Source organism: Gulosibacter hominis (assembly GCF_904842695.1).
In the GTDB taxonomy this organism is placed as follows: Bacteria; Actinomycetota; Actinomycetes; order Actinomycetales; family Microbacteriaceae; genus Gulosibacter; species Gulosibacter hominis.
Genome location: NZ_CAJGWQ010000003.1, coordinates 16000 through 42698 on the forward strand (window position 1 = coordinate 16000; position 26699 = coordinate 42698).

The 26699-nt window shown below is 62.9% G+C and carries 22 protein-coding genes; 13 read left to right on the top strand and 9 right to left on the bottom strand.

Going from position 1 to position 26699, the window contains the following annotated elements:
* Positions 1–15: 15 nt before the first annotated feature.
* Complete coding sequence (locus JMV54_RS03325) at positions 16–1467, top strand: NAD(P)H-quinone dehydrogenase (protein WP_201517490.1); 1452 nt, start codon at positions 16–18, stop codon at positions 1465–1467.
* Between the two features lie 211 nt (positions 1468–1678).
* Positions 1679–3061, top strand: a complete 1383-nt coding sequence (locus tag JMV54_RS03330; protein ID WP_201517491.1) for an aspartate aminotransferase family protein — start codon at positions 1679–1681, stop codon at positions 3059–3061.
* Between the two features lie 196 nt (positions 3062–3257).
* On the opposite strand, the gene JMV54_RS03335 is transcribed toward JMV54_RS03330, so the two are convergent.
* The 5 genes from JMV54_RS03335 to JMV54_RS03355 all read right to left on the bottom strand — a co-directional run bounded on the left by JMV54_RS03335 (position 3258) and on the right by JMV54_RS03355 (position 8582).
* On the bottom strand, positions 3258–4229 hold the full coding sequence (locus JMV54_RS03335) for a hypothetical protein (protein ID WP_201517492.1): 972 nt from the start codon (positions 4227–4229) through the stop codon (positions 3258–3260).
* 329 nt (positions 4230–4558) lie between these two features.
* Entirely contained in the window at positions 4559–5413 is an 855-nt protein-coding gene (locus JMV54_RS03340; protein WP_201517493.1) for a hypothetical protein, read from the bottom strand.
* The gene (locus JMV54_RS03345) at positions 5410–6114 is read right to left on the bottom strand and encodes an ABC transporter ATP-binding protein (protein ID WP_201517494.1); all 705 of its coding nucleotides are present in this window, start codon (positions 6112–6114) and stop codon (positions 5410–5412) included. Before JMV54_RS03345 ends, JMV54_RS03340 begins: the two co-directional genes overlap by 4 nt.
* A 4-nt stretch (positions 6115–6118) precedes the next feature.
* Positions 6119–6502, bottom strand: coding sequence for a GntR family transcriptional regulator (locus JMV54_RS03350; RefSeq protein ID WP_201517495.1), 384 nt, complete (start codon positions 6500–6502; stop codon positions 6119–6121).
* 292 nt (positions 6503–6794) lie between these two features.
* Positions 6795–8582: an acetyl/propionyl/methylcrotonyl-CoA carboxylase subunit alpha gene (locus JMV54_RS03355; RefSeq protein ID WP_201517496.1), complete on the bottom strand. Its 1788-nt coding sequence runs from the start codon at positions 8580–8582 to the stop codon at positions 6795–6797.
* Between the two features lie 111 nt (positions 8583–8693).
* On the opposite strand from JMV54_RS03355, the gene JMV54_RS03360 reads away from it, so the two are divergent.
* The 3 genes from JMV54_RS03360 (at position 8694) to JMV54_RS03370 (ending at position 13906) form a co-directional block, all read left to right on the top strand.
* The gene (locus tag JMV54_RS03360) at positions 8694–9647 is read left to right on the top strand and encodes a ribonuclease H family protein (RefSeq protein ID WP_201517497.1); all 954 of its coding nucleotides are present in this window, start codon (positions 8694–8696) and stop codon (positions 9645–9647) included.
* 483 nt (positions 9648–10130) lie between these two features.
* Positions 10131–11864 carry an ABC transporter ATP-binding protein gene (locus tag JMV54_RS03365; protein ID WP_201517498.1) on the top strand — a complete coding sequence of 578 codons (1734 nt, stop codon included), beginning with the start codon at positions 10131–10133 and terminating at the stop codon, positions 11862–11864.
* Positions 11861–13906, top strand: a complete 2046-nt coding sequence (locus tag JMV54_RS03370; RefSeq protein ID WP_201517499.1) for an ABC transporter ATP-binding protein — start codon at positions 11861–11863, stop codon at positions 13904–13906. The genes JMV54_RS03365 and JMV54_RS03370 overlap by 4 nt, the downstream gene beginning before the upstream one ends.
* A 213-nt stretch (positions 13907–14119) precedes the next feature.
* Here the strand turns inward: JMV54_RS03370 and JMV54_RS03375 are convergent, their stop codons facing one another.
* Positions 14120–14755 (bottom strand): Maf family protein, encoded by a 636-nt coding sequence (locus JMV54_RS03375; protein ID WP_201517500.1) that lies wholly within the window; start codon positions 14753–14755, stop codon positions 14120–14122.
* Between JMV54_RS03375 and JMV54_RS03380 the strand changes: the two genes are divergently transcribed.
* Positions 14754–16097, top strand: coding sequence for a class I SAM-dependent RNA methyltransferase (locus JMV54_RS03380; protein ID WP_201517501.1), 1344 nt, complete (start codon positions 14754–14756; stop codon positions 16095–16097). The genes JMV54_RS03375 and JMV54_RS03380 overlap by 2 nt on opposite strands.
* Positions 16098–16510: 413 nt before the next feature.
* On the opposite strand, the gene JMV54_RS03385 is transcribed toward JMV54_RS03380, so the two are convergent.
* Complete coding sequence (locus tag JMV54_RS03385; protein ID WP_201517502.1) at positions 16511–17014, bottom strand: PH domain-containing protein; 504 nt, start codon at positions 17012–17014, stop codon at positions 16511–16513.
* A complete protein-coding gene (locus JMV54_RS03390; RefSeq protein ID WP_201517503.1) occupies positions 17011–17907 on the bottom strand; it encodes a biotin--[acetyl-CoA-carboxylase] ligase in 897 nt (298 codons plus the stop codon). Before JMV54_RS03390 ends, JMV54_RS03385 begins: the two co-directional genes overlap by 4 nt.
* A gap of 213 nt (positions 17908–18120) precedes the next feature.
* On the opposite strand from JMV54_RS03390, the gene JMV54_RS03395 reads away from it, so the two are divergent.
* Both JMV54_RS03395 and JMV54_RS03400 read left to right on the top strand, forming a co-directional pair.
* Entirely contained in the window at positions 18121–19725 is a 1605-nt protein-coding gene (locus tag JMV54_RS03395) for an acyl-CoA carboxylase subunit beta (RefSeq protein WP_201517504.1), read from the top strand.
* Complete coding sequence (locus JMV54_RS03400) at positions 19725–19997, top strand: acyl-CoA carboxylase epsilon subunit (protein WP_201517505.1); 273 nt, start codon at positions 19725–19727, stop codon at positions 19995–19997. Before JMV54_RS03395 ends, JMV54_RS03400 begins: the two co-directional genes overlap by 1 nt.
* Positions 19998–20358: 361 nt before the next feature.
* Here the strand turns inward: JMV54_RS03400 and JMV54_RS03405 are convergent, their stop codons facing one another.
* On the bottom strand, positions 20359–20961 hold the full coding sequence (locus tag JMV54_RS03405; protein ID WP_201517506.1) for a GtrA family protein: 603 nt from the start codon (positions 20959–20961) through the stop codon (positions 20359–20361).
* Positions 20962–21268: 307 nt separating this feature from the next.
* On the opposite strand from JMV54_RS03405, the gene JMV54_RS03410 reads away from it, so the two are divergent.
* The 5 genes from JMV54_RS03410 to JMV54_RS03430 all read left to right on the top strand — a co-directional run bounded on the left by JMV54_RS03410 (position 21269) and on the right by JMV54_RS03430 (position 26423).
* Positions 21269–21841 carry a hypothetical protein gene (locus JMV54_RS03410; protein ID WP_201517507.1) on the top strand — a complete coding sequence of 191 codons (573 nt, stop codon included), beginning with the start codon at positions 21269–21271 and terminating at the stop codon, positions 21839–21841.
* Between the two features lie 170 nt (positions 21842–22011).
* Positions 22012–23142: a 5-(carboxyamino)imidazole ribonucleotide synthase gene (locus tag JMV54_RS03415; protein WP_201517508.1), complete on the top strand. Its 1131-nt coding sequence runs from the start codon at positions 22012–22014 to the stop codon at positions 23140–23142.
* Between the two features lie 21 nt (positions 23143–23163).
* Entirely contained in the window at positions 23164–23700 is a 537-nt protein-coding gene (purE, locus tag JMV54_RS03420) for a 5-(carboxyamino)imidazole ribonucleotide mutase (RefSeq protein WP_230972657.1), read from the top strand.
* Positions 23693–25072, top strand: coding sequence for an LCP family protein (locus JMV54_RS03425; RefSeq protein WP_201517509.1), 1380 nt, complete (start codon positions 23693–23695; stop codon positions 25070–25072). Before purE ends, JMV54_RS03425 begins: the two co-directional genes overlap by 8 nt.
* A gap of 385 nt (positions 25073–25457) precedes the next feature.
* On the top strand, positions 25458–26423 hold the full coding sequence (locus tag JMV54_RS03430) for a hypothetical protein (protein ID WP_201517510.1): 966 nt from the start codon (positions 25458–25460) through the stop codon (positions 26421–26423).
* Positions 26424–26699: the final 276 nt, after the last annotated feature.

Here is a 26699-nt window from a genome sequence, read left to right on the forward strand (position 1 = left end):
TCCGGGCATGGCAAAATGAACCCCATGTCGGCAGCAAAGTTCATGGAACGTAAACACCGGATTGTCGTTATCGGCGGTGGCCCCGGCGGCTACGAAGCCGCCCTGGCAGGCGCCCAGCTGGGTGCCGATGTCACCATCGTCGAAGCATCAGGAATGGGCGGCTCGGCTGTGCTCACCGATGTGGTGCCCTCAAAAGCACTCATCGCCTCGGCCGAAGCAGCCACCGCGATCAGCGACGCGGAGGAGCTCGGCGTGCAGTTCTACGTGCGCGACGACCACAACAACCCGCGCAGCAGCGAAGTGACCGTCAACCTCTCCAAGCTCAACCAGCGCATCCTGCGCCTGGCACAAAACCAATCGGATGACATGCGCCGCAACCTCAAAGACCACGGCGTGCGCATTATCGAGGGCTACGGGCGCCTCGACCACGGCGGCGTTGCGGTAGCAACCTCGCCTGGCGGCACCGACTTCGACCGCCTCGAATATGACTACCTGGTTGTCGCGGTGGGTGCCTCGCCCCGCGAACTCGACTCGGCAAAGCCCGATGGCGAGCGCATCCTCACCTGGAAGCAGCTCTACAACCTCAGCACCCTGCCCGAGCACCTAATCGTGGTCGGTTCGGGTGTCACCGGCGCCGAATTCGCATCCGCCTACCGCGCCCTCGGATCGGAAGTGACGCTGATCTCATCACGCGACCGCGTGCTGCCCGGCGAAGACACCGACGCCGCCGATGTGATCGAGGAAGTGTTCAAGCGCGGCGGCATGAACGTGCTCTCGCGCACCCGTGCCGAATCGGTGGTGCGCGACGGCGATGAGGTGGTGGCGACGCTTTCAGACGGCACCGAAGTGCGTGGCTCGCACTGCCTGATGGCCGTCGGTTCGATTCCCAACACGGCCGGGCTCGGTCTTGAGGATGCGGGAGTTGAGCTGACCGAATCGGGACACATCCGGGTCAACCGCGTGGCGCGCACCAGCGTGCCGAATATTTACGCGGCCGGTGACTGCACATCATTCTTCCCGCTCGCATCCGTGGCGTCAGCCCAGGGGCGCACCGCGGTGTTCCACGCCCTCGGTGACCAGGTGCGACCGATCGGGCTGCGGAACGTGGCCTCGAACATCTTCACCTACCCTGAAATTGCCACCGTTGGTTGGCAGCAAAAAGACATCGAAGAGGGCACCCGCGAGGGCCGCGTCTACAAGATTGACCTGGCCAGTAACCCGCGCGCCAAGATGCAGGGCTTCCGCGACGGCTTCGTCAAGCTGATCGCCGGCAACAACCTCGGCACCATCATCGGTGGTGTGATTGTGGCGCCGCGCGCATCCGAACTGGTGTTGGCGCTGTCGATTGCGATCGAGCAGCGCTTGACCGTTGACGAATTTGCGAGCTCGTGGGCTGTGTACCCGTCACTATCCGGGTCGATTGTGGATGCATCCCGGGCCATGCACGTGGTCGACCGCAACGCTTAGCACCCCGGCTGGTTGCGCTGATTGGCCTGCTGACACCATTCAGCAGGTAATCAGCGCATTCCCAGCCACAAATTAAGTGAACGGTGTTTATAATCGTTTGAGTGGCCGGTTGCGGTCACGCCTGTCGCCGACGCCAGGCCGGTCGGATCGACACGAAACGAATCAAATTCGAATCTTTTAGCCGCAGGCCGGGCATGAAAGAGGAACTCTTATGGGTACCCCAATCAACGTCGAACGCATCGAAGAACTGATCAAGGTCGAGGAAGAGAAGCTCAACGCCGCAACGCAGAAGTCGAAGGAATTCTACGAGGCTGCGCAGAAGCACCTCTCGGGCGGTGTCGCATCGTCGTACCAGCTCCACGAGCCGTGGCCCATCTACGTCGAAAAGGGTGAAGGCCCCCGCATCTGGGACGTCGACGGCAACGAATACTACGACTTCCACAACGGCTTCGGCTCGATGGTGCAGGGTCACGCACACCCCGCCATCGGTAAAGCCGTCAGCGACCGTTACCCCATGGGTACGCACTTCGCCGCTCCCACCGAGGACGCCATCGTCGTCGGTGACGAGCTCGCCCGCCGCTGGGGCCTGCCGAAGTGGCGCTACACCAACTCGGGTTCGGAATCGACCATGGACGCGATCCGTATCGCCCGTGCCTACACCGGTCGCGACACCGTGATGAAGATCTTCGGTTCGTACCACGGTCACCACGACACCGTCATGGTTGACATCGGATGGATCCCCGAGCAGGAGATCGGCCCCCGCGACAACTACAAGTCGATCCCTTACGGCGCCGGTGTGCCCCAGGCAACCGTCGACATGACCGTTGCTGTGCCGTTCAACGACGCAGACACCATGGAGAAGCGCATCGAGGCCCTCAAGGCTGAAGGTCGCCTCCCCGCCTGTGTGATCATGGAAGCCGCCATGATGAACCTCGGTGTGGTGCTGCCCGAGCCCGGTTACCTCGAGCGTGTGCGCGAGATCACCAAGAAGCACGGCATCGTCCTCATCTTCGACGAGGTGAAGACCGGTCTGTGCATCGCTCCCGGTGGCGCAACCGAGAAGTTCGGTGTGAAGCCCGACATGGTGACCCTCGCCAAGGCCCTCGGTGGCGGTCTGCCCGCAGGTGCCATCGGTATGAGCGAAGAAGTTGCCGAGGTTGTTGAGAACGGTTCGGTGTACCAGGTGGGTACCTACAACGGTAACCCGCTGACCCTCGCCGCTGCTCGCGCTTCGCTGCTCGACGTGCTCACCGACGACGCATACGCACACCTCGCTCACCTGAACGACCGCATCCTCGCTGGCTGCAACGATGTCATCAAGCGCTACGACCTGATCGCCTACACCGTGGGTATCGGTTCGAAGGGCTGCGTGGTGTTCTCGGACAACAAGGTTGTCGACTACGAGTCGTACATGGAAAACGCCCGCACCGGTGGCCCCCTGGCCGACCTCGCATGGGTGTGGAACATGAACCACGGCATCTTCATGACCCCGGGTCGTGAGGAAGAGTGGACCCTCTCGGTTACCCACGACGACGCCGCAATCGACGCCTACGTCGAGGCCTTCGACTCGCTCGCAGCTGCTCTGCGCGCGTAGTTCTCGCCTCTTCGCAGCGACCCCGCCGGATGCTTGCCGGCGGGGTCGTCCGCGTTTCCGGCGCAGCGGGGCGCCGCGCGCGCTGCGCGCCCCGCTGCGCCCCGCCGCCTTCCTTCGGGTACACCGCAAATGTCGGGGTACACCGCTATAGCGGTGGCTTTGGCTGTTTGCGGTGTACCTGAGCGAGCGGCCACCTTCACAACAGCTCGAATAATGAGCGCCAGTCTGGTGGCTTGACCCGTTTCACCGGCTCGAGGCGAATAAATCCGCGAGGCGGCGGCGCAGATGCTGCGCTTTCAAGTTGTCTACGCAGCCGCCTGAGTAGCCCGGCTGGTTGCTGCAAATCAACCCAGTTCCAGCGCACCACATCCCATCCAAGTTCGCGAAGCCGTGTTTCGCGTTGCTTTTCAGCCATGATCATCGAAGCCGCAGCCTCACTCGATCCGGCGATGCGGTCATATTTAATGCGGCCATCGAATTCGCCGAGCACTCCGAGCTCGGTGCCGAAATCACATCGGGCAACAAAATTGCCATCAGTGTCGAACACGGAAACCTGCTCGAGGCGCAGCGGCACATCATGCTGAATGAAGATGTACCTGCTCCACGACTCGGCAAAACTCTCGGCTCGTTCAGAAGCATGCGCTTCAACCCAACGCAGCAACCTTCGCTGTCGTCGGGGCTCACTGAGATGTTCAAGGCTGGCGCCCTGCCGCAGGGCTGCGTCGGCTGCGGCAAGGAGCTCGTGTGGTCGAACCAGGCTCGCGAGATCTTGAATTGTTCGCTTTAGCGTGGTTACGGGGAGTTGTTGCACAGAGGTAATGTCTTCCGGGCGCAGCTCAGCGCGGCTGACCATCACGGACGGTCGCCGCGAACCAGGGTTTTTGCGGGTCACAGTGATGGGGCCGCGCAATCGTGATGCAAGCATCGGGAGCCCATGAAGTGCTGCGGCACTAATTCCGCTAAGTGTTGACTTCGAGCTGCGGCTGGCAAACCCAAATGCGCGGGCGACGTGATGGATTTCAGTGGTGATCTGCTGCGCATCTGCGGGGTTTGACTCTAGGTAGGTGCCGTGGTGCACGCGGGTGAGTTCGCCGCGGTGGAGCCGCTGCTGAATCTCAAGGCGGAACGGGCTGTCGGGCGGAATCTCTGAGGCCAAATGTAACTGCATGTTGCCAGCCAAGCGGACACTGGCGAGTTTGGGTGGTGCTCCAGGGCTTGCTGTGGAAAACCGGTGGCGGCGGCACCTGTGGAAAACTGCGCTCGCGGTTGCGGCTCGACTTGCGGGCTTGCCGTACACCACAATCGCTCAGAGACACCGGTATTGCGGTGGCTTTCGAGAGTTTCGGTGGCTTTGAGGATGCGGTGGGCGGCAACGCTGCGGTGGGCGGCAACGCGCGGGACCGTGTTGGTGGCAGGGAAGCCGCTGCGGTGGCTTTGAGGATGCGTTGATCTGCCTCGCCCGGCGCGGAGACCGGGTCTCGCCGGGCGAGGCAGAAACTAGTTGAGCGTCACGTGTTTATTCCACGACCGGTGCGAGAGCAGCAGGCATGCTGCCAGCACAACAAACATTCCGAGGAACACGCCAAGCGGCATCACTTCGCGATCGACATTGTTGACGAGATCATTGATCGGGCTGTAGGTGATGACTTCGGGGGTGTTACCGGATGCAAGCGGTGCGAAATCAAAGCCGAGCGGAACCGCCAGGATGCAGACGAACCCGATAACTTGCCCGGCGATCCAGACGCTGATGGCTGCGATCACTGGCCCGCCAAAGCCCATGCGCCCAAGCCTGCCGGCACTGCCAATAGTGGCGGCAAAGGCGTAGTACACCGGCCATTCGAAAAACAGCGCGAGCAGCAGCAGCGGGACAACGACGCCAATCAGCACTGGCATTGGCACGGAGGCGCTGGCTGCCTGGACTAGCGCTCCCATCATGGCGAACGGGTTTGGCTCACTGATTCCCATTGCTTCGGCGGCGGGTGTGTTGGCCAGGCTGAACCATGTCAAGCAGAACAGCAGGAAGGTGACTGCGAGCGTGATAGCGGTGGCGATCGTAGCCCACAGCAGTTTGGTCCAGAAAATCGTTGATCCTTTTACGGGGATCGAGTGGGTGAGATACCCGTTTGCTTGAAAGCTTGAGCGCCAGAAATCTACGGCAAGAATGATCTGTACAGCTGGGATGATGGCCATCAGCGGAAGCAGGGTGAGTAGTACGCCAAATCCGTCGAGCACTGGTATGCGCAGCATCATCAGGATGCATCCGAGCACTATTGATGCTGTGGCTGCGCCGAGCACAGTGGCGAGGATGCCGCGGGTGCGAATGAATTCGTGTTTGAGCAGCTTGGTAATCATCGGTACACCTTCCGAAAAAGTTCGTCGATGCTGAGGCCGTGTTCGGCACGGAGATCGTCTGCGTCTCCGGTCAGCGTGACCTGGCCTTGACGCATCAATACGACAGTGTCGAGTGCGGGTTCGAGGTCGTGGATGAGGTGGGTAGACATGATGAGTAGCGAGTCGGGCTCGAGATTGCGGAGAATGCCCTCGAGAATGCCTTCGCGAGCAGCCGGGTCGATGCCGCTGATCGGCTCATCAAGTAGATAAAGTTTGGCTCGGCGTGACATGGTCAGCGCGATCTGTACTTTTTCGCGCATCCCTTTTGACATTTCGCTAAGTTTCATTGACTCGTCCATTCCGAAGAACGAAATCATGTCGTGCGCTCGACCTCGGTCGAAATCTGCGAAGAAGTCTTGATAGATCTCAAGGCAATAGCGTACGGTTAGCCCGCGAGGGAGGAACTCGCTGTCGGGCAAGAACGCCGTGACGGCTTTGGTTTCTGGTCCGGGGGTGTTGCCGAGCACCCGCACGTCACCGCGGTAGTCGGCGACAACCCCGGCAATGGTTTTCAATAGGGTCGATTTGCCGCAGCCGTTTTCGCCGAGTAGTCCGACGATGCGGCCGGCTGTGAGATCAAGGTTGACACCGTCGAGCGCGGTTGTTTTTCCGTAGTTTTTGTGGAGGTCACGAATCTGGAGGAGTGGTGCGGTCGTGTTCATGGGGCTATCGACTTTCGGGCTCGTCATGGTCATGGCGGTGCCAACTTTCGGTGATGAGCTGCTGTGCTTGGTCTTGGGTGAGGCCGAGGCCTCGCGCGGAGCGGATGTAGTCGTCGGCTGAGGACTGGGCGAGTTCGACGCGGATGCGTTCGATGAGTTCCGTGTTGTCGGTGATGAAACGTCCGGAAGTGCGTTCGGTTCGGCAGAGTTCACGGCGTTCGAGTTCGGTGAGTGCACGCTGAACGGTGTTGGGGTTGACCCCCAAATCGCCGGCGAGTTCGCGAACGGCGGGGATGCGGTTGCCGGGTTGCCATTCGCCGCTGACGGTTCGGCGGGTGAATTCATCGACAAGCTGCGTCCATATGGGGATGCCGGCTTCGAATTCCACGTCACTCCTCTCGTTGTGTTGCTGTATTGAGGCCATAATACAACAACACAATTTGCGGATGCAAGGGGTCCTGTTTCCATCGGCGTCAGGAAACCGCGCGACGGGTAGTGTGAAAAAAGCGCGCGGAGCGGGGCGCGAGAGGATCTCGGGCGCTGGGGTCAAGAAAAAGAGCCCTGGGACAGGCGTATGGCGCAGGCGTAGGCGCCAGGGAAAGGTGGCAGAGACGCCCCGAAAAAAGCGTCGCGCCCGCCGGACGCGAAATCCAGCGGGCGCGACGCGCTAGGGTACAGGGCTACTCGTCGTCGCCCTCAATCTCGAGCAGCACGGTGCCGGCCGAAACCGTATCGCCCACGCTGCCCTGCAGGTTGCGCACCACACCGTCGCGCGGTGCGGGCATGGGCTGCTCCATCTTCATAGCCTCGAGCACACAGACAAGGTCGCCCTTCACTACGCGCTGGCCCTCTTCGACAGCGAATTTCACGATCGTCGCCTGCATCGGGGCAACCACTGCGTTCCCCGAGTCACCGGTTACAGCGCCCTGCGATTTGCGGCGCGGCGCGTGACCGGCCATTGTGCGGCCAACGCCACCGTGCTGCATCCCCGCCGAAATCACCAGCCGCTCGGGCAGTGACACCTCGATGCGCTTGTCATTTACCTCGACAACCACTTCGCGGCGCGAACCCGGCTCAACAATTTCCCCAGCCTCGCCCGACCACGGCTCAATTTCATTGACGTAATCGGTTTCGATCCAGCGCGTGTACACGTCAAAGCTGCCGTTTTCGGCGGTGAATGCCGGCTGTCGCACAACATCCCGGTGGAATGGAATCACCGTCGGCAACCCGGCCACCTCAAATTCGTCGAGCGCACGGCGCGCACGATCCAGCGCCTCCTCGCGAGTTTTGCCGGTGACGATCAGCTTGGCCAGCATCGAGTCGAACGCGCCCGACACCTGGTCGCCCTGGCGCACACCCGAATCGATGCGCACACCCGGGCCCTCGGGCGTGACAAAAGTCGTGATCTTGCCGGGCGCGGGCAGGAAACCGCGCCCCGCATCCTCGCCATTGATGCGAAACTCGAACGAGTGTCCCTCGATCTTCGGGTCGTCGTAACCGAGTTCCTCGCCCTCGGCGATGCGGAACTGCTCGCGCACCAGGTCAATTCCGGTCACCTGTTCGGTAACTGGATGCTCCACCTGCAGTCGCGTGTTCACCTCAAGAAACGCGATGGTCCCGTCACTCGACAGCAAAAACTCGCAGGTGCCGGCGCCCTGATAGCCCACCTCGCGCATGATCTTCTTGGATGCGTCATACACCTGACGCTCCTGCTCGGCAGTGAGGAACGGCGCGGGTGCCTCTTCGACGAGCTTCTGGTTGCGGCGCTGCAGCGAACAGTCGCGGGTGGAAACCACCACGACATTGCCGTGCGCATCCGCCAGGCACTGGGTTTCGAGGTGTCGCGGACGGTCGAGGAATTTTTCGACAAAGCACTCGCCGCGCCCGAATGCGGCGACGGCCTCGCGGGTGGCCGAATCAAATGCATCCGCCACCTCGTGCTCTTCGCGCACCACTTTGAGCCCGCGCCCGCCGCCGCCGAATGCGGCCTTGATGGCCACCGGGTAGCCGACCTCGCGTGCGAATTCGATCACCTCGTCAGCAGATTTCACCGGCTCGAGGGTGCCTGGTGCGAGCGGCGCGCCGACGCGTTCGGCCACGTGACGCGCGGTCACCTTGTCGCCGAGCGCCTCGATGGCTTCGGGGGAGGGGCCGATCCAGATGAGTCCGGCGTTCTGCACGGCGCGCGCAAACTCGGGGTTTTCGCTCAAAAATCCATAACCGGGGTGGATCGCATCGGCGCCACAGCGGCGGGCGACCGACAGGATTTTCTCGATCACGAGGTAGGTGTCGGCACTCGTTGTGCCGCGCAGCGCGTAGGCTTCGTCGGCCAGCCGCGCATGGGGTGCATCGCGGTCTTGGTCGGCGTACACGGCCACCGAGGTGATCCCGGCGTCGCGTGCGGCGCGGATAATGCGGACTGCGATTTCACCGCGGTTGGCGATGAGCAGTTTGGTAATTCGGGCCATAGTCACCAAGCCTATTCAGACTTTCCCGGTGGGTGTTATTCAAACCACACAAAGGTGGATGCGGTCTATTGCTGAAACCTGCAAAACATTCCGGGGTGGCACGATGGTCACATGGAGATCGTTGCAGCAGCAGATGGTTCATCACTCGGTAATCCCGGCCCCGCAGGCTGGGCATGGGTGACCGCCGAGGGGGATTGGCGGGCCGGTGGGTGGCCGCGCGGCACCAATAATCAGGGCGAGTTGATGGCCGTGCTCGACCTGTTGCGCGCGACCGAAAAGCTGGATGCATCCCTGCGCATCCTGTGCGACTCGCAGTACGTGATCAATTCGGTTACGAAATGGATGCCCGGATGGAAGCGTCGCGGATGGAAAAAATCTGACGGTAAGCCGGTGCAAAACCGCGACCTGCTGGAACAGATTGATGCGGCGCTCGCGGGGCGCAAGGTGTCGTTCGAGTGGGTGCGCGGGCATTCGGGGCACGATCTCAATGAGCGCGCCGATGACTACGCGCGTGCTGTGGCGACGGCCTATCAGCGGGGTGTCGAGCCTGAAACCGGTCCCGGCCTGGGTGAGGGCCGGGGTGCGGGCAGTGCTGCTGGTGCTTCGCGCGCCGGGGCGGCGGATGCTGATGGTGCGGCGGGTGCAGACGGTGCTGGTGGTCTGGAACGCGTCTCCGACCCCGCGTCGGCGGCCTCGAAACGCGCGGGCTCGGAACGCGCGGGCTCGGAAGGCGCTGCCCGAACCGTGGCGGGCGGCGAGGGCGCCTCGCTTGATGCGGCGCTTTTTGACCTGGATGACGAGTCGTTTGCGGCGGATACGAGTGCCGCGGCTGTCGCCGAGCTGCGGAGACTTGAGGCCGACAGCGCTGGCCGCGAGCATCCGGATTTTGAGCGAGTGGGTCCGGTGCTTGCCGGCGACCCCGAGCTGGTGCGCGTTTTGCTGGTTGGGTCGGGGATGGCGGTCGTGCGCTCGCAGATTTCCGGGCGCGAACGCACATCCGTGTGGCAGCTGACCGATGGGGGCGACTTCCAGCGCTGGCTGTTGCGCCTGCGCCACCAGTCGTAGCCGCGCCGCTACGCCGTGGCGGCGGCGCGCGCTCTGCGCCGCATGCCTGCCGCCGCTTCGCCGCCCGTGCCGCGTCCGCATCCCGCCGCCCGCGCCCCTACGTCCGCACCGCATCCGCCGCCGCTCGAGCCGGCTCTACTCGCGATCTGTGTGGGTTCGCGTCATTTGTATGTGGCAGAGCACACACATTTGACGCGGAGGCACACACGAGGTGAAAGAGGTGGCGGCGCAGAGGCTGCGTGCGCAGGGGCTGCGTGCGCAGGGGCTGCGTGCGCGAGGCGAAAGAGGTGGCGGCGTAGAGGCTGCGTGCGCATTCCTGCGCGCGCGAGGCGAGTAAGTAAGCGAGGCGCGCAAGCTCAGCGTGTATCCGGCAGCGGCTGTGACAAAATAACTTGGTTACGCGCCGCACGCGCCGCACGCGGCGAACAAGCCAAAACGCCGACCGGCGCGGCTCGCACTAGTTCCGATCCCACAAGGATGCACATGCTGGGCAAACTGCTCATTCGATACCTCCGCAGATACCGGCTCTTTGTCGCCGGCGTCCTCGTCTTTCAATTCGTGCAGGCACTCGCGGCACTGTATCTACCGACGCTCAACGCCGACATCATCGATAACGGTGTGGCCAAGGGCGACGTCGGCTACATCTGGCGAGTGGGTAGCTTCATGCTGCTGATCGCCTTTGTGCAAATCGTGAGCAACATCACCGCCATCTACTGCGCCTCGCGCGCCGCGATGGGCGTCGGGCGCGATATTCGCCGCGACATTTTCGAGCGGGTATCCGAGTTCAGCGAGCGCGAGGTGAGTCATTTCGGCGCCGGTTCGCTCATCACCCGCAACACCAATGACGTGCAACAGATTCAGATGCTCGCCCAGTTCGGCATGATCATGCTGGTGTCGGCGCCGATGCTGGCAATCGGCGGCGTGATTATGGCGCTGCGGCAGGATGTTGGCCTCAGCTGGCTCATTGCGGTGGCCGCTCCCGTGCTGATCGCCATCGTGGGTGTTGTGGTCGGGCGAATGATCCCGCTTTTCCGCTCGTACCAAGACCGAGTGGATGCGATCAACCGAGTGCTGCGTGAGCAGCTCACGGGTATCCGCGTGGTGCGCGCATTCGTGCGTGAAGATATCGAGCGCGAACGATTCCGTGAAGCGAACCAAGACATGGCCGATGTGGGGCAGCGCATCGGAAACCTTTTTGTCGCCGTATTTCCCGCCGCATCCCTGGTGATGCAGCTGACGATCGCTGGGGTCATCTGGTTCGGTGGTATTCAGATCAACAACGGCGATGTCGAGGTCGGCACGCTCTTTGCCTATATCGCCTATGTGACGCAGATTTTGATGGGCGTGATCATGGTGAGCTTCATGACCACGATGATCCCGCGCGCGGCGGTGTGTGCCGAGCGTGTCGGTGAGGTGCTCGCAACCGACACCTCGCTGGTGATGCCCGAAAACGGTGTGCGCGAGCTGCCCGAACCCGGCGCGATCGAGTTCGCCGGGGCGGGGTTCGCGTATCCCGGTGCCGAGCATCCGGTGCTTGGTGATATTTCGTTCCGCGTGCATCCGGGCCAGACCGTCGCCGTGATCGGATCGACGGGCGCCGGTAAAACGACGCTGGTGAATCTCGTGCCGCGCCTATTCGACGTCACATCGGGTGCCGTGCGCGTTGGCGGGGTGGATGTGCGTGAGGCCGACCCGGCCGCGCTGTGGGATGCGATTGGGCTGGTTCCGCAGCGTCCCTATCTATTTGCTGGCACGGTGCGCTCGAACCTCGAGTTTGGTTGCTCGGATGCGACCGATGAAGAACTGTGGCGGGCGCTGGAGATTGCGCAGGCTGCCGAGTTTGTGCGCGAACTTGATGGTGGCCTGGATGCACCGATTTCGCAGGGCGGCACGAACGTGTCGGGCGGTCAGCGCCAGCGACTATCAATTGCCCGCGCGATCATTCACGAACCGCAGATTCTGGTGTTTGATGATTCGTTCTCGGCGCTTGACCTGGTGACGGATGCGCAGCTGCGGCAGGCGCTGTGGCGGGAGCTTCCCGAGGTGACAAAGCTCGTGGTCGCGCAGCGCGTATCCACCATCACCGACGCCGATCAAATCGTGGTGCTGGAGGACGGCGCCGTGGTTGGTCAGGGAACGCATGACGAGCTGCTCGCATCGAATCCCACCTACCAAGAAATTGTCGAGTCGCAGCTCGGAGCGGAGGTGGAGCGATGAGTCAACAACAAAACAAAACGACCTCGCATGACGACGAGTTTGACGAGGCGGCAACCGCTGCATCCGCTGGCTGGGGTGCGGGTGACACTCGCCCGGCCAAAAATTTTTGGCCGAGTTTTAAACGCCTATTGAGTTTGCTTGCGCCCTGGCGCTGGCAGATCGCGCTCGCGACCCTGTGCGGTGCCGGCTGGGTGGCGCTGTATGTGCTCGGCCCGAAGCTGCTGGGTGAGGCAACGAACATCATCTTCGAGGGCGCGATTTCGAGTCACTTGCCGGCGGGTGTCTCGAAAGAGCAGCTCGCGGCCAGCCTCGAAGCCGAGGGGCAGCACGAGTTTGCGCAAATGCTGCAGGCGATGCATATCGTGCCCGGTGAGGGCGTTGATTTCACCCGGCTTGGCACAGTGCTGTTGTGGGTGGTGTTCATCTATCTCATCGCCAATACGCTCGACTACCTCTCGGGATACATCCTCAACCGCGTGGTGGTGCGGGCAATGTATCGACTGCGCGATCGGGTGGAAGAAAAAATCCACAGCCTGCCGCTCAGCTACTTCGACAAGGTCAAGCGCGGTGAGTTGCTCAGCCGCGTCACGAACGATGTCGACAACATCACCAACTCGCTACAGCAGTCGCTCATTTATGCGCTCACATCGCTGCTCACCGTGCTCGGTGTGCTGGTGATGATGTTCAGCATCTCGTGGCAGCTGGCGCTGGTGGCGCTTGTGGTGTTGCCGATCACGGGCGTGATTTTTGCGGTCATCGGGCCGAGATCGCAGCGCAATTTCCGCACCCAGTGGCAAAAGACCGGTCGCCTCAATTCGCGTGTCGAAGAGTCGTTCTCGGGCCACGCGCTGGTGAAGGTGTATGGCCGCGGCGACCAGGTGCGCGCCGCGTTTAACGAAGAAAACGATGCCGTGTACGAGGCCTCGTATAAGGCGCAGTTTTTGTCGGGTTCGATGATGCCGCTGATGCAGTTTGCCGGCAATCTGTCGTATGTCGGCATCGCGGTGCTCGGTGGTCTGCAGGTAGCGAGCGGCCAGCTGCGGCTGGGCGATGTGCAGGCGTTTATTCAGTATTCGCAGCAGTTCACGCAGCCGCTGGCGCAGCTGGGTGGGATGGCCGCAACCGTGCAATCGGCGACGGCTTCGGCCGAGCGCGTGTTTGAAACGCTCGATGCTGAGGATGAGCCGGCGGATGCTGTGGATGCGCCCGAGCTGGTGCCTGGGCCCGGTGAAATTGAGTTCCGCGATGTGCAGTTCTCGTATGTTCCCGAAAAGGAACTGATTCGCGACCTGTCGTTCGCGGTGCATCCGGGCCAGACCGTGGCCATTGTGGGGCACACAGGTGCCGGTAAAACAACGCTCGTGAACTTGCTGATGCGGTTCTATGACGTTGATGGCGGCGAGATTTTGCTTGACGGGCAAAACACTGGTGAGCTGCGTCGGCGTGAGGTGCGCGCTCGCACCGGAATGGTGCTGCAGGATCCGTGGCTTTTCCAGGGCACGATCCGCGAAAACATTCGCTATGGTCGCCAGTCGGCAACGGATGAAGAAGTGCTGGCGGCTGCGAAGGCGACCTTCGTTGACCGCTTCGTGCACTCACTGCCGGACGGTTACGACACGGTGCTTGATGAGGATGCATCGAATGTGTCGGCTGGCGAGAAACAGCTGATCACCATTGCGCGAGCGTTCGTGGCGAATCCGGCGGTGCTGATTTTGGACGAGGCGACCAGCTCAGTCGACACGCGCACCGAGCTGTTGCTGCAGCAGGCGATGGCTGCGTTGCAGGAGGGGCGCACGAGCTTTGTGATTGCGCACCGACTTTCGACGATTCGTGACGCTGATCTCATCCTGGTGATGGCGCAGGGTCGCATTGTTGAGCAGGGCACGCATGCTGAGCTGCTCGAGCTCGATGGTGCGTATCGCGAACTGTATGAATCACAGTTTGAGCGCGCGATGGTGGATGAGGGCGAGCTCGACGCTGGAAGTTCGGTCGATGGTTCGCACACCCCAGGCACCCCCGGAGTTGAAAACGATTCGCAATAACGTTAGGCTAATTCCGCACGAGGTTCGAGGGGGACCAGATCGTGTAAACCGGCCCGCAGCGATAAGCGCGGGCCGGTTCGCTTTTCCGGGCCGGCAGGCGTTCGCGGCCGGCATGCGTTCGCGGCCGGCAAACGTGAGTTCAACGGAAGATTTTGGGCCCAGGATGGCTGTAGCCGCATCCTGGACCCAAAATGTTCCGCGGACCTCCTCGCTCTAGCTCGCCGCGCCCGCCCGATTCCAAAACTCGTCCCAGCGAACCCCGAGCTCGCCGGCAAGCTGGCGCAGCGTCGGCAGCGAAATACCGATCACCGTCGAGGGGTCGCCAGCAATGCGCTCGATGAACGCGCCACCCAGCGAATCGATCGTGAACGCACCCGCCACCTGCAGCGGTTCACCGGACGCAATATAGGCGTCGATTTCGTCATCGCGCAGATCATCAACAAACGTCACCTCGGCCGACTTCACTGCGCCAACACCCGCATCGCCGTCATGGCCTGCGCGGCGGTCGACCAGCCAGTGCCCCGACCAGAGCGTGCCGGTGCGGCCCCGCTGCATCTGCCAGCGCTGACGCGCCACCTCGGGCGTGTGCGGCTTCCCATAGATTTTGCCGTCGAGCTCAAACATCGAATCGCCGCCGAGCACAATGCCGTCGGGGCAGTCGTCGCCATCAGCCACGGCGAGCGCCTTGGCCCGCGCGAGGGTCAGCACCGTTTCGGCAGGCGACAGTTCGCCGGATCCGGCGAGCACCGCATCCTCATCAACCGAACTCGGACGCACGATCGGTTCGATGCCGGCGGCGCGCAGCACCGCGAGGCGGGCGGGGGAGGTGGACGCAAGAATAAGTTGCATGGGCACCAGCGTAGTCAGCCTGGCCAGTGCGCGGCGCGGCTACCCTGGAAGCGTGAACGAAGAGCAAGAACTTACCGTCGACGATCTCGTCGAACTCGAGATTGGCGATGTCGCGCATGGCGGCATCTTCGTCGCCCGGCACTCGTCAGGTCGGGTGGTGTTTGTCTCGGATGCGCTGCCGGGCGAGCGGGTGCGCGCCCGCATTACCGAGGTGCGCAAACGCCATGCCCGCGCTGCCACGGTTGAGGTGCTCGATGCATCCACAGAACGTCAGGAGCATGTGTGGCCGGCGGCATCGCTCGACCGCGCCCCCGAAGACCGGGCGGGAGGGGCCGAATTTGGTCACCTGCTGCCGAGTTTCGGGCGCGAACTCAAACGCCGAGTGCTGGCCGACGCGCTTTTTCGGTTTGGTGGGCTCGATCCCGAGGACCGGTTGATTCGCGAGCTTGAGGTGGATGCACTGCCCGGCGATGATGAGTCGCGCGGCACCGGTTGGCGCACTCGCATCACTCTGCACATGGATGAGGCGGGCCGGGTTGGGCCGTTCGCGGCGCGCAGCCACCGCGTGGTTGATGTCGACTCGTTGCCGCTGGCGACTCCGGCGATTGAACAGCTCGCACTCGAGCAGGTGCGCGCCGGCGGACGCGGCAGCGGACGGATCGACTTTGCGGCGCCCGCCGACGGTTCGGCGCGGATGCGTGTGCTGCTTGACGGGCGCGAGCCGCGTGCCGCGGAGACGCTTGTCGAACGGGTTCACGATCACGAGTTTGTCGTGTCGGAGGCGGGGTTTTGGCAGGTGCACCGCGCCGCTGCGACCGCGCTATATGACGCGGTGCACGACATGGTTGATCCGGCGCGTTTCGACCCCGAGGCCGGCAACCTCGACCTCTACGGCGGGGTGGGTCTGTTTGGCGTGGCGCTGGCTGAGCTGGGCGGGCCGGTGACGAACCTCACTTCGGTGGAGGCGGTGGATACCGCCACCGAACTCGCCGCACGAAACCTGGCCGATTGGCAGTACGCCGCGGCCGTGACCGGGCGGGTTGACCGATTTTTGCGGGCCCTGCGCGACGATGCTGATGGGGCTGAGCGCGCGGCGCTGCGTCGCGGCACCGTGGTGCTTGATCCGCCGCGTTCGGGGGCTGGTCGGCAGACGATCGAAGCGCTGGCAGAAATCCAGCCGGCGCAGATCGTGTACGTTGCCTGCGACCCGGTTGCGCTTGCCCGGGATGTGGCACTGTTGCGCGAGCGCGGATACCGGCCGGTTCGGATGCGCGCGCTCGATTTGTTTCCAAATACGCACCACCTCGAGACGGTCGCGCTGTTCACCCGCGACGCCGAATAGGGCTCGCGGCGCGGCGCGCGGGGATGCTCCGCACCCTTGCGCTCCCACCTAGGCAGATTTGTGTGGGTTCGCGTCAACTGTGTGTGTTTTGCCACGTACAAATGACGCGAACCCACACAAAACCGGGATAGAGCGTGCGGGAGTTGGGCTTTCCGTGGCGGTGCCCGCGCCCGCACGCATCCGCACCGCACGCGCCGTCGCTGGCCGCGCACTCCGCTGCCCACCGCGCATCCCGCCGCTCGCCGCGCATCCCGCCACCTAGCTGGATTTGTGTGGGTTTGCGTCAACTGTGTGTGTTTTGCCACGTACAAATGACGCGAACCCACACAAAACTAGGATGGGTGTGGGGCGTGTGAGCGTGGTGAGCGCTAGGGGTGGGGTGCGGCGGCGCTCGCACGCGCCGCGCGCCAGCGCTACAGCTGCGGCGGCAGCGGCGAGGCCGGCAGCGGCTCCTGCACGCCGGTTTGTCCGGCGCCAACATTGCCGGTCAATTCGCGCAGCGCCTGGGCAACCGTCACCACATTTGGCACGTCGTGCAGCTGCAAACGCGCGCCATTGACCGCATCCAGCACCACATCACCCGAACCAAAAAGACGCTGCCAGCCGTTCTGTTTGAGCGTCACGCGCGCAACGTGATGGTGCGGCATCTCACGCTTTTTGACGCCGAGAAACCCGTGCCGCTGCACCGTTTTCACGGTGGTAATCACCACCCGATGCCGCAGCCAGCCAATAATCGGCAGCAGCCCGAGCAGCACCGCAACCACCGCCGCGATCGCCGCCCACATCAGCCAGCTGCCACCGTCGCGCAGCCCGCGCATCGCGTAACCAATGAACCCGGTGGCACCAATCAGCACCAGGCTCGGCAGGATGAGTCCGCGCCCGTGCAGGTGCAGGGTCGCCAGTCGCCACTCACTCATTGCTCGTCCTCAGCTTCCGCAGGGCGAGGCTCAGCTTCCGTGCGGCGCGAATCAGCTTCCGCAGAACGCACATCGGCTTCCGCGGGGCGCACATGCTCAACATCGCCCACCGACACGCTGTGCAGTTGGCCCTGCCCGTCCCGCACCTCAAGCCGCCCAAGCGCATCCACCCCAATCGCGCGGCCACGCAGCGCGGTGCCGTCGGCGAGCGTCACCGCCACATCCGCACCGATCGTGCTGCAATGGCGCCGCAGTTCATCCCGCAAGCCGGATGCATCCGCATCGCCATCCGCATCCGCAAGCGCCGTGAGGCGACGCGCGATCGCGCGAATGAGCTCGGGAGCAAGATCGAGCGGATCAACCGCAACGCCCTTCAACTGCAGCGAGGTCGCCTGCTCGGTCGGAAGCTGGTCTTCGGGGATGCGCGTGTTTACGCCGATGCCGATCACGCAGGCAAACGCGCGCCCGCCATCAACAACGCCCAGCAGCTCGCCGAGAATACCGGCCACCTTCGCGCCGTCGAGCTGCACATCATTGGGCCATTTGATGCCGATGTGATTGGCGACGATGCGGCTCGCCAGCACCTCGCGCAGCGCCAGCCCCGCGCTCAGCGACACCCAGCCCATCGCGCGTTGCGCGGCCGATGCGGGAAACTCGGCGTACACCGATAGCGCCAGCGTGCATCCCGGGGGCGCGATCCACTCGCGATCAAGCCGTCCCTTGCCGGCCGTTTGCGAGGTGGTGGCAATCGCGTAGAACGGCGCGAACTGTTCGTGTTTGTCAACGAAACGCTCGTGAAACAGCGCGTTGGTTGAGGCGAGTTCGGGATGCACCTCGAGTGTGCTGGATGCAGACAGCTCGGTGAGCGCGATGGTGCGGACGGTGACGGTCATTGAAGATCCTGCTCGGCTACTCGGTGGGCGTACTGTGCGCATTGTCTCGCATCTGTGGGCGCATCCGGGTTCGCGTCGCCGGGGGCGGGGGAGATTTATTGCTGGCGGGGGATGCGCCACCTGACCAGCTTTGTAGGAATCCTCAAGAAATCGGCTGCTGGATGCATGGGTTGCGCCACACAATTCATCCTGTCGCTGTGTAGATTGGTGACGATGAACGACTACCTCGACGACGAAGCGGCCATTGACCTCAGCACCGCCGGCCGCATCCGCGACCTAAAAGACCGCCACGCGGAGGCGGTCACCGACGCCGAAGTGCGCGCGGCCGAAAAGCAGCACGCCAAGGGTAAAAACACGGCGCGCGAACGCATCCTGGCGCTGCTTGACCACGGCTCGTTCGTGGAAATCGATGAGTATGTGCGACACCGCACCACCGCATTCGGGATGGATAAAAACCGTCCCTACGGCGACTCGGTGATCATCGGCACCGGCACCATCCACGGCCGCAACGTCGCGGTCTACTCACAAAATTTCACCGTTTTTGGTGGGTCGCTCGGTGAGGTTGCCGGCGACAAAATCATCAAAATCATGAAGCACGCCCTCAAAACCGGTGTGCCGATTATTGGCATTCTCGACTCGGGTGGTGCGCGCATCCAAGAGGGCGTGATCGCGCTCGGTAAATATGGCGAGATTTTCCGACTCAATACCGCCGCATCCGGGGTTATTCCACAGATTTCAATTGTGATGGGGCCGGCCGCCGGTGGTGCCGTGTACTCGCCAGCGCTCACCGACTTCGTGATCATGGTCGACAAGACCAGCCACATGTTTGTGACCGGGCCGGATGTGATTAAAACCGTCACCGGTGAAGATGTCGGGATGGAAGAGCTCGGCGGCGCGCTCGCACACAACCGCACCTCGGGTGTTTCGCACTATCTCGCGAACGACGAGGATGATGCGCTCGATTTTGCGCGACACCTGCTGTCGTATCTGCCCGACAACAACCTCTCTGATCTGCCGACCTACGATGCTGATGTTGAGCTCGAGGTGACCGATGCCGATATGAAGCTCAACGAAATCGTCCCCGACTCGCCCACGCAGCCCTACGATGTGCTCACGGTGATCGAATCGATCGTTGATGACGGCGAGTTTTTGGAGATCCAGTCGCTGTTTGCCCCGAACGTGGTGGTGGGTCTGGCACGCATCGAAGGATCGCCGGTGGGGATCATCGCCAACCAGCCCAAACAGATGGCCGGCACGCTCAACATCGACGCGGGCGAAAAAGCGGCGCGTTTTTTGCGGATGTGTGACTCGTTCTCGATTCCGATTGTGACGCTGGTGGATGTGCCCGGTTACCTGCCCGGCACCGACCAGGAGTGGTCGGGTGTGATTCGCCGCGGCGCCAAGCTGCTGTATGCCTACGCCGAAGCGACGGTGCCGCTGGTGACGGTGATTTTGCGCAAGGCTTATGGCGGTGCCTACATCGTGATGGGGTCGAAGCAGCTGGGTGCTGACATGAACTTCGCCTGGCCCACCGCCGAGATCGCGGTGATGGGTGGTCAGGGCGCGGTGAATATTTTGTATCGCCGCGAAATTAAGGCCGCCAGCGACAACGGTGAAGACCCGGTGGCGCTCGGGAAAAAGCTTGCCGATGAGTACACCTATGAGGTGGCGTCGCCGTATTTGGCGGCCGAGCGCGGCGAGATCGACTCGGTGATTGAGCCGGCGAGCACGCGGGTGATGGTGACCAGGGCGCTGCGGTCGCTGCGGTCGAAGCGCGCCTCGCTGCCGCCGAAAAAACACGGAAACATCCCGCTGTAATGCCGAACGTGAAGCGACCGAATGTTGCGATTCCCGACCTCGATCTGAGCGACTCGCTGTCGCCGGGCGAGGCGCAGCTGCTGCGGGGGAATCCCACCGATGATGAGCTTGCCGCGGTGGCGGCGACGCTGGCGGTGCTGTTTGCTGACGGCGTGCAGGTCGACCGGCCGCGGGATGCGGTGGTCAAGCTCACGCCGTGGGAGCTGAGCCGGCGCGCGCTGCGTGGCGGTGGCGGGTCGGGCGACCCCTTCGGCGGACGCTACCGGCTGTAGCCGGCTGTTTTGTGCTGCCGGCTCTGTGCTGCCGGTTGCGCAGTTCTGCCGGCTAGGGGCCGACTCCCGGGGCGTGCTGCGGATTTTTGTTTCCTGGCCTCAGAAATTTGGCTGCAAAACTGCTGGCTGAAACGTTTCAAACGGCAGGAGGCGCTGTTTTTGCAGCCTAAAAACAATTCTCCGTCCGAAAGTGCAGCCAGGAAACAAAATTCTGCAGGGGGATGCAGGGGATGCAGGGGCAGCGGATGCAGGGGTGCGGCAGGTCTGGGTCTGGATGCAGGGAATGCAGGGCGCAGGACGCAGGGGGGATGCGGCACGTCACGCGGCAGCACCGGCCAGCGCCTGCGACGTACAAAACTCGCTAGCTGACGCGGTGGGGCGCGTACACCCACCAGCGGTAGAGCAGGAACCGGAAAACAGAACCAACCCCAATACCGATGAACTTCGCGATGTTGTCGGCGGCCACCGAGGTCATCCCGAGCAGATAGTGCGAAATCCACAGCGGGATGAGGCCAATCACCATCCCGGCAAGGCTCACCAGGAAAAACTCAACCGCCTCGCGGGTCGCTCCATCGTCGCGTCGCTGTTCGCGGAAGGTCCAGAGCCGGTTACCCACCCAGTTCCACAAAATCGCGACGATAGTCGCGATGATGGTTGCCCACAGCGGCCCCCAACGCCAATCATCCGGTGACAGCACGGTGCTGCGTAGCAGGTTGAACACACCAAAATCGACGATGACGCCGGTGCCGCCCACCAGCCCAAATTTCAACAGCTGCGAGAACAACTGGCGAAACCACGGCCAGCTGAATTGGCGTGGCTGATCACCGGGATGCGCGGCAGAGTCGGCGGATGCGGCGGCGATAAGTGCGATGGGGCCCGTATTTGGAGACCGTCGATCGTGCCAGTGATACGGCTGAGCGGGCTCGCGCTGAGCCTGGCGGCGCTGATCGTTCGGTTTTTGCACAGGAGAATCTTTCAGGGGTGCTTTGGCAAACAAAATAGTTGGCCGGTGACTCGTTGCAGCCTAGTCGCCAAAGGTGATGCTCGCACTGTGCCCAGCCACACTTCCGCAAAACGTTAGCTACGCGCAATCTGCTTCGGTGGCTGACACCGTGTCCAATAAGCTCGCGAGACTCTCGAAGCTGGCCGAGCGAGGGTATGGGAACCAAATAGTAGCCTGAGGATGCCAAAGCGAGCAGCAAAACAGTCCGGTTATCAATCAGGTGATTAAAGAGATGAGGAACAGTGGGAAGTGAGCGGGGTTTGAGTTAATGACTGCTCGTGAATCTCTCTTGCGGAGGTCTGCCGCGCTCTTGTTGGGGGCGTCGCTGTTGCTGGCGGGGTGCGCATCTTCAAACTCTGCAGATCCATTACCGACCGGTACGGATTTGTGGGCCGGGGAGCCGATTGTGGATGCGCAGAGCGCGAAGCGGGTGATCTCGAGTGTGCTTATTGAACTTATCGAGCTTGCTCCTGAAGATCAGATGCTTCCTGCGGAGTCTCAGGCTCCGAAACCTGGGACAACGCCACAGTATTTAGTGTCGTGCAGCGAGCGCAATCACTATTACTATCCCGCGGCGACCGCGGTGTTCTTCAAGGATGAGGCGTCAGCTCGGGCCTATGAGTCGGTGGTGCGTGAATATCTGGGGTCTCAGGATGGGTGGGAGGCGCGGCAGGTGACGAACTCCACCGGCGGTATTGAGACGGTCTTTGTTTCGGCGAATCGTATTGTATTGACGGTTGAATACGATACGTATCGAGGGCGGCAAGAAGTGGTTATCTGGGTTGACGGTCCGTGTTTTCCGATGCCGGAAGATTTCAACTCCAATGTTGAACAAATCTAGAGCCGGGTCGTTGAACAACCCGGTGACCACGCAACGTTCCGCCTAGCGTCCCCATTCCTCGCACGCACCCGGCCAGCCGCCGCATCCCGGCCAGCTCTCCATCACGCCAACCCGCCCGGTGGCAGAATAGAGCGCAGGATCATCCACCCCGCAGCGAAAGGCGATGCACGATGCCCGTACCCACAGTAGGCGTGATTGGTGGCGGACAACTCGCCCGCATGATGGTGCCGGCGGCATCCGCGCTCGGTATTGAGATCCGCGTGCTGGCCGAGGCAGAAGGTTCATCAGCGCGGCTGGCCGCGACCGCAGTGGGTGACTACAAAGACATTGAAACCGTGCTGAAGTTCGCCCGCGAAGTCGACGTCGTCACCTTCGACCACGAGCACGTCCCGCAGGAAGTGTTGCGGGCCATGACCGCCGAATCGATTGCCGTGCATCCCGGACCCGACGCGCTCATCGCGGCACAAGACAAGCTGCGGATGCGCGAAATGCTGGCCGAACTGGGCGCACCGATCCCCGAGTGGGCGGCGGTGGCTTCACCCGAACAGCTGCAGGCGTTCATCGACGCCCACGACGGCGCGGCGGTGCTAAAAACCCCGCGCGGCGGCTACGACGGCAAGGGCGTGCGCATCGTCACCAGCGGTGATCAGGCCGCCGACTGGTTTGCACAATTCGACCAGCTGCTCGTCGAAGAGCGCGTCGATTTTCGCCGCGAACTCGCACAGCTGGGTGCGCGTCGTCCCAATGGTGAACTGCGGGTATGGGATGTGGTCGAAACCGTGCAGCGCGACGGCGTATGCAACGAGGTGTACGCACCGGCACCCTCGGCAACACCACGGATGCGTGAGGTTGCGGCCGAAATCGCCAAACAGGTGGCCGAAGGGCTCGGCATCACCGGCACCTTCGCGGTCGAAATGTTTGAAACCAGCGACGACCGGCTGCTCATTAACGAGCTGGCGATGCGCCCCCACAACTCAGGGCACTGGACCATTGACGGCTCGATCACCAGCCAGTTCGAGCAGCACCTGCGCGCGGTGCTCGACTGGCCGCTGGGCGCAACCGACGCGATCGCCAAGCACGCCGTGATGGTGAACATCCTCGGTGGCCCGCAGCACGAGGCAATCACCGACCGGTTCGCAAAAGTGTGGCGCACGCATCCCGCAGTGAAACTGCACACTTACGGAAAATCGGCGCGCCCCGGCCGCAAGGTCGGCCACGTGACCATGATTGGTGATGACCTCGATGAGGTCGTGTACCAGACGCGCGCAGCATCCGAACTTTTTGACGACCTCGACGACTAGTTCGGTAAGCAGCGACAACTCATGCACAGCCAACAAGACGGGAGCGAATCGATGACGGCAGCCGGGCCCCAGGTGGGCATCATTATGGGATCGGATAGTGACTGGCGCGTCATGCACGAGGCCCACGACATCCTCAACGAGCTCGGTGTTGCCGCCGAAGTTGAGGTGGTGTCAGCCCACCGCACCCCCGACAAAATGGTCGAATACGCTCGGTCGGCGCGCGCTCGCGGCGTGCAGGTGATCATCGCCGGTGCCGGTGGCGCGGCACACCTGCCGGGCATGGTCGCGTCGATGACCACGCTGCCGGTGATCGGCGTGCCGGTGCCGCTCAAATATCTTGACGGGATGGATTCGCTGCTGTCGATCGTGCAGATGCCCGCCGGTATTCCGGTGGCGACGGTGTCGATTGGCGGCGCAAAAAACGCCGGAATTTTGGCGGCCAGGATGCTCGGCGCATCCGACCCGGAAATCGCCGACCGCCTGCAAAAATATGCCGACGGCCTGACCGCGATGGTTGCCGACAAAAACGCGGCGCTGCAGGCACAGCTTGATGTCTAACGCGCTGCCGCTCAAGCATCCCGACACCAGCTCGCCGGCACTGATGACGCGGCGGGCCTGGTGGCTCGTATTTGCCAACCTGGTGATTCCAGGCATCGGGCCACTGCTCGCAGGTAACCGCCGTTTTGGTCGAGCGGCGCTGCGCGTGTGGCTGGGGGCGATCGTCACCCTGATCGTGGTGCTGGTGCTCGCACTGGTGCTGCGTGCGCCGCTGCTGTTCGTGCTCACCACCGTGTGGGGGCTCGGGATTGTGAAGTGGCTGCTGCTCGCGTACGGGCTGTGGATGCTCGTCACCATGATCGAGACCGTGCGGCAGGCGCGGTTGGTAAAAGTGGATGCTGCGGCGCGCGGGCTCGTGCTGCTGGTTGCGGTGCTGCTCGGTGCGCTGCCGGTGTTCGGTGGCGTGTTTGCCTGGGCGCAGGTCGGGCAGGTGCAGTCTGCCGTACAGACGCTTTTTGGCGGCAAAAAAGCTGGGCTGACGCTGCCGTCGGATGGTCGCATCAACATCATGGTGCTCGGAGCCGACCGCGGTGAAGACCGCGAGGGGTCGCGTCCCGACTCGATCAGTGTGATGAGTTTTGACATGTGGTCGGGGCAGCTGGTGACTATCGGTTTGCCGCGGTTGCTGCACGGTTTCGGGTTCGTTGACGGCCCGATGCGCGATATGTACGGCGACGACTATTCCGATTGCAATGTGGATGTTTGCTACCTCAACTCGGTGTACACCGAGGTGGAGGTGTACGACTACGACATGTATCAGGATGCGGAAGACCACGGTTCTGAGCGCGGTATCGAGGCCACACGGGATGCGGTGGAGTGGATCACCGGGCTCGACATTCACTACTACGTGCTGGTCGATATGGCCGGTTTCGCTACGCTCATCGACGCCATGGGCGGTGTTGAGGTGGATGTGCAGGAGCGGGTCGGTCTCGGCATCAACGATGATGGCACCAACCCCGATTGGCAGCCGCCGTCGGTGTATATCGAACCGGGGAAACAGGTGCTCAACGGCGAGATGGCGCTGTGGTACGCGCGTTCGCGGTATGAGTCGACCGACTATGACCGGATGCAGCGCCAGCGTCAGCTACAGGATGCGGTGATCGCGCAGCTGCCGGGGAAGATGGCGAGCCGCAGCAGTCAGATCATGCAGGCGGTCGATGACGTGGTGCAGACCGATATCCCGCAGGGCGCTGCGGGGTTGATTGCGGATCTGGCGCTGAAATCGCGCGGTCGCGACGATAATTCGCGGGTTGCGCTCGCGCCGCCGCTCGTGGATCCCGAAGCCGAGCAAATCGATTACGACGTAGCGCGCTCGGCGATCCGGGATGCGCTCGACGGTAAGCCGCAGCCGGAGGACACCCCCGCCGAATAGGCGGCGCGCCGCCTGCCGCCTGCCGCCTGCCGCCTGCCGCCGGCGCCGCGCTTGTCGCCGCGCTTGTCGCCGCGCGCCCATCGCCCGCCGGCGCCGCGCTCCCGCTTCCCGCGCGCGGCACCTTCTTCAACCGGATTTGTGTGGGTTCGCGTTAATTGTGTGTGGTGTGCCACATACAGATGACTCGGGTGCACACAGAAGGCGGTGAGTGGTCTTGTGCAGCTGCGCGCGGTGCGTGCACGCGGTGCCGCGGGGCACGGAGGCATCGCGTTGTGCGGCACCGCGCGCGAGCATGACCGCACCGGTGCCCCTGTGGATAGCCACCTATCCACAGCGACCGCCTGCACAAGAACGAAACCTGCCGGAATGCCGTCAAATGATGCGCATGCGGATAATTCGACCTGCGGCTCAATCGATTGGTGACTACCGCCCCGAAACGCTTCGCCGACGCCTGCGACGCGACGAGATCCACCGCGTCTACCGCGGCGCCTACGTTGAAATTGCAAGTGATGCCTGGGAATCGCTCGCGCCGACCACGCAACATGTGGCGCGCGCGATCGGCGCCGTTGGTGCATCCGAAACCGCTGTGGTCTGCGGCATCAGCGCCGCAGCGATCCACGGCCTGCCGCTGCTCAATTCTCGGCTGAGCGGGCCGGTCACTGTGAACCGATCGAGCGCGTCGCCGCCGGTGGCGGGTTTGCGAGTCATGCGGTCGCGGCTCAAGGATGCGGACATTGTCGAGATGTACGGGCTGAAAATGACGACGCTCGAGCGAACGATCCAAGACCTTGCCTCGCTGGTGTCGGGGCACGAACTATTGGCGGCGGCCGACGCGGCGTTGAGGTTTGGTGCGAATTTCGATGCGCTGGATGAACCGCTGCGCCACCGATGCACCCTGCGCTGGGTGAAAACGTACGCGAGCGATCGTGCCGAAAGCTATGCCGAGTCGTGGAGTAGATATTTGATGATCGAGCACGGGGATGAGTTCGATCTGCAACAGGCAACGATCCTCGACGATAACGGCGAGTTCTTGGCGCGCACCGATTTCGCCTCGCGCGCCGGGGTGCTGGGCGAGTTTGACGGCAGGATCAAGTACGGAAAATTGCTGGCGCCGGGCGAGGATGCGGTGGCGGCGGTCATGGCTGAGAAACAGCGAGAGGCACGCTTGCGCGCGGCGGGTTGGGAGATGGTGCGTTGGATGTGGAGTGATCTGCAGCATCCCCAAAAATTTATTCGGATGCTTGAGCGCGGCTTTGAGCGGGCGCGCAAGTTGCCTGCGCCGCGCGGTCATGTGGTGCTTGATCCGGTGCGGCCGCCGCAGCAACCTGACTGGAGCTTTCTCGTGGAGTAGCCGCGCTCGGCGCCGTCCGCCGCCCACCGCCCGCCGTGGACTGTGGGTGGCGTCGCCGTCGCCCGCCGCCCCTCGCTGCGTTCGGCACCGACCCTCCACGGATTTGTGTGTGCTCGCGTTATTTGTATGTGGCAGAACCCACACATTTGACGCGAACCCACACATTTGACGCGAACCCACACATGAGGGCGAAAGGACGGGGTGCGAGGCGACGAGGGCGCGGCGGGCAAGGCTCTACGGGCGCGAGGGTGAGGCGGTGTGAATGGGTGCGGCGGG

What these genes read in the sequence shown, in the direction of transcription:
- JMV54_RS03425 (WP_201517509.1), top strand. Translation starts at nt 23,693, where the DNA reads ATGTCTAACGCGCTGCCGCTCAAGCATCCCGACACCAGCTCGCCGGCA.
- JMV54_RS03355 (WP_201517496.1), bottom strand. Translation starts at nt 8,582, where the DNA reads ATGGCCCGAATTACCAAACTGCTCATCGCCAACCGCGGTGAAATCGCA.
- JMV54_RS03325 (WP_201517490.1), top strand. Translation starts at nt 16, where the DNA reads ATGAACCCCATGTCGGCAGCAAAGTTCATGGAACGTAAACACCGGATT.
- JMV54_RS03400 (WP_201517505.1), top strand. Translation starts at nt 19,725, where the DNA reads ATGCCGAACGTGAAGCGACCGAATGTTGCGATTCCCGACCTCGATCTG.
- JMV54_RS03370 (WP_201517499.1), top strand. Translation starts at nt 11,861, where the DNA reads ATGAGTCAACAACAAAACAAAACGACCTCGCATGACGACGAGTTTGAC.
- JMV54_RS03340 (WP_201517493.1), bottom strand. Translation starts at nt 5,413, where the DNA reads ATGATTACCAAGCTGCTCAAACACGAATTCATTCGCACCCGCGGCATC.
- JMV54_RS03390 (WP_201517503.1), bottom strand. Translation starts at nt 17,907, where the DNA reads ATGACCGTCACCGTCCGCACCATCGCGCTCACCGAGCTGTCTGCATCC.
- purE (WP_230972657.1), top strand. Translation starts at nt 23,164, where the DNA reads ATGCACAGCCAACAAGACGGGAGCGAATCGATGACGGCAGCCGGGCCC.
- JMV54_RS03430 (WP_201517510.1), top strand. Translation starts at nt 25,458, where the DNA reads ATGCGGATAATTCGACCTGCGGCTCAATCGATTGGTGACTACCGCCCC.
- JMV54_RS03415 (WP_201517508.1), top strand. Translation starts at nt 22,012, where the DNA reads ATGCCCGTACCCACAGTAGGCGTGATTGGTGGCGGACAACTCGCCCGC.
- JMV54_RS03395 (WP_201517504.1), top strand. Translation starts at nt 18,121, where the DNA reads ATGAACGACTACCTCGACGACGAAGCGGCCATTGACCTCAGCACCGCC.
- JMV54_RS03360 (WP_201517497.1), top strand. Translation starts at nt 8,694, where the DNA reads ATGGAGATCGTTGCAGCAGCAGATGGTTCATCACTCGGTAATCCCGGC.
- JMV54_RS03410 (WP_201517507.1), top strand. Translation starts at nt 21,269, where the DNA reads ATGACTGCTCGTGAATCTCTCTTGCGGAGGTCTGCCGCGCTCTTGTTG.
- JMV54_RS03345 (WP_201517494.1), bottom strand. Translation starts at nt 6,114, where the DNA reads ATGAACACGACCGCACCACTCCTCCAGATTCGTGACCTCCACAAAAAC.
- JMV54_RS03385 (WP_201517502.1), bottom strand. Translation starts at nt 17,014, where the DNA reads ATGAGTGAGTGGCGACTGGCGACCCTGCACCTGCACGGGCGCGGACTC.
- JMV54_RS03330 (WP_201517491.1), top strand. Translation starts at nt 1,679, where the DNA reads ATGGGTACCCCAATCAACGTCGAACGCATCGAAGAACTGATCAAGGTC.
- JMV54_RS03335 (WP_201517492.1), bottom strand. Translation starts at nt 4,229, where the DNA reads ATGCAGTTACATTTGGCCTCAGAGATTCCGCCCGACAGCCCGTTCCGC.
- JMV54_RS03375 (WP_201517500.1), bottom strand. Translation starts at nt 14,755, where the DNA reads ATGCAACTTATTCTTGCGTCCACCTCCCCCGCCCGCCTCGCGGTGCTG.
- JMV54_RS03365 (WP_201517498.1), top strand. Translation starts at nt 10,131, where the DNA reads ATGCTGGGCAAACTGCTCATTCGATACCTCCGCAGATACCGGCTCTTT.
- JMV54_RS03380 (WP_201517501.1), top strand. Translation starts at nt 14,754, where the DNA reads ATGGGCACCAGCGTAGTCAGCCTGGCCAGTGCGCGGCGCGGCTACCCT.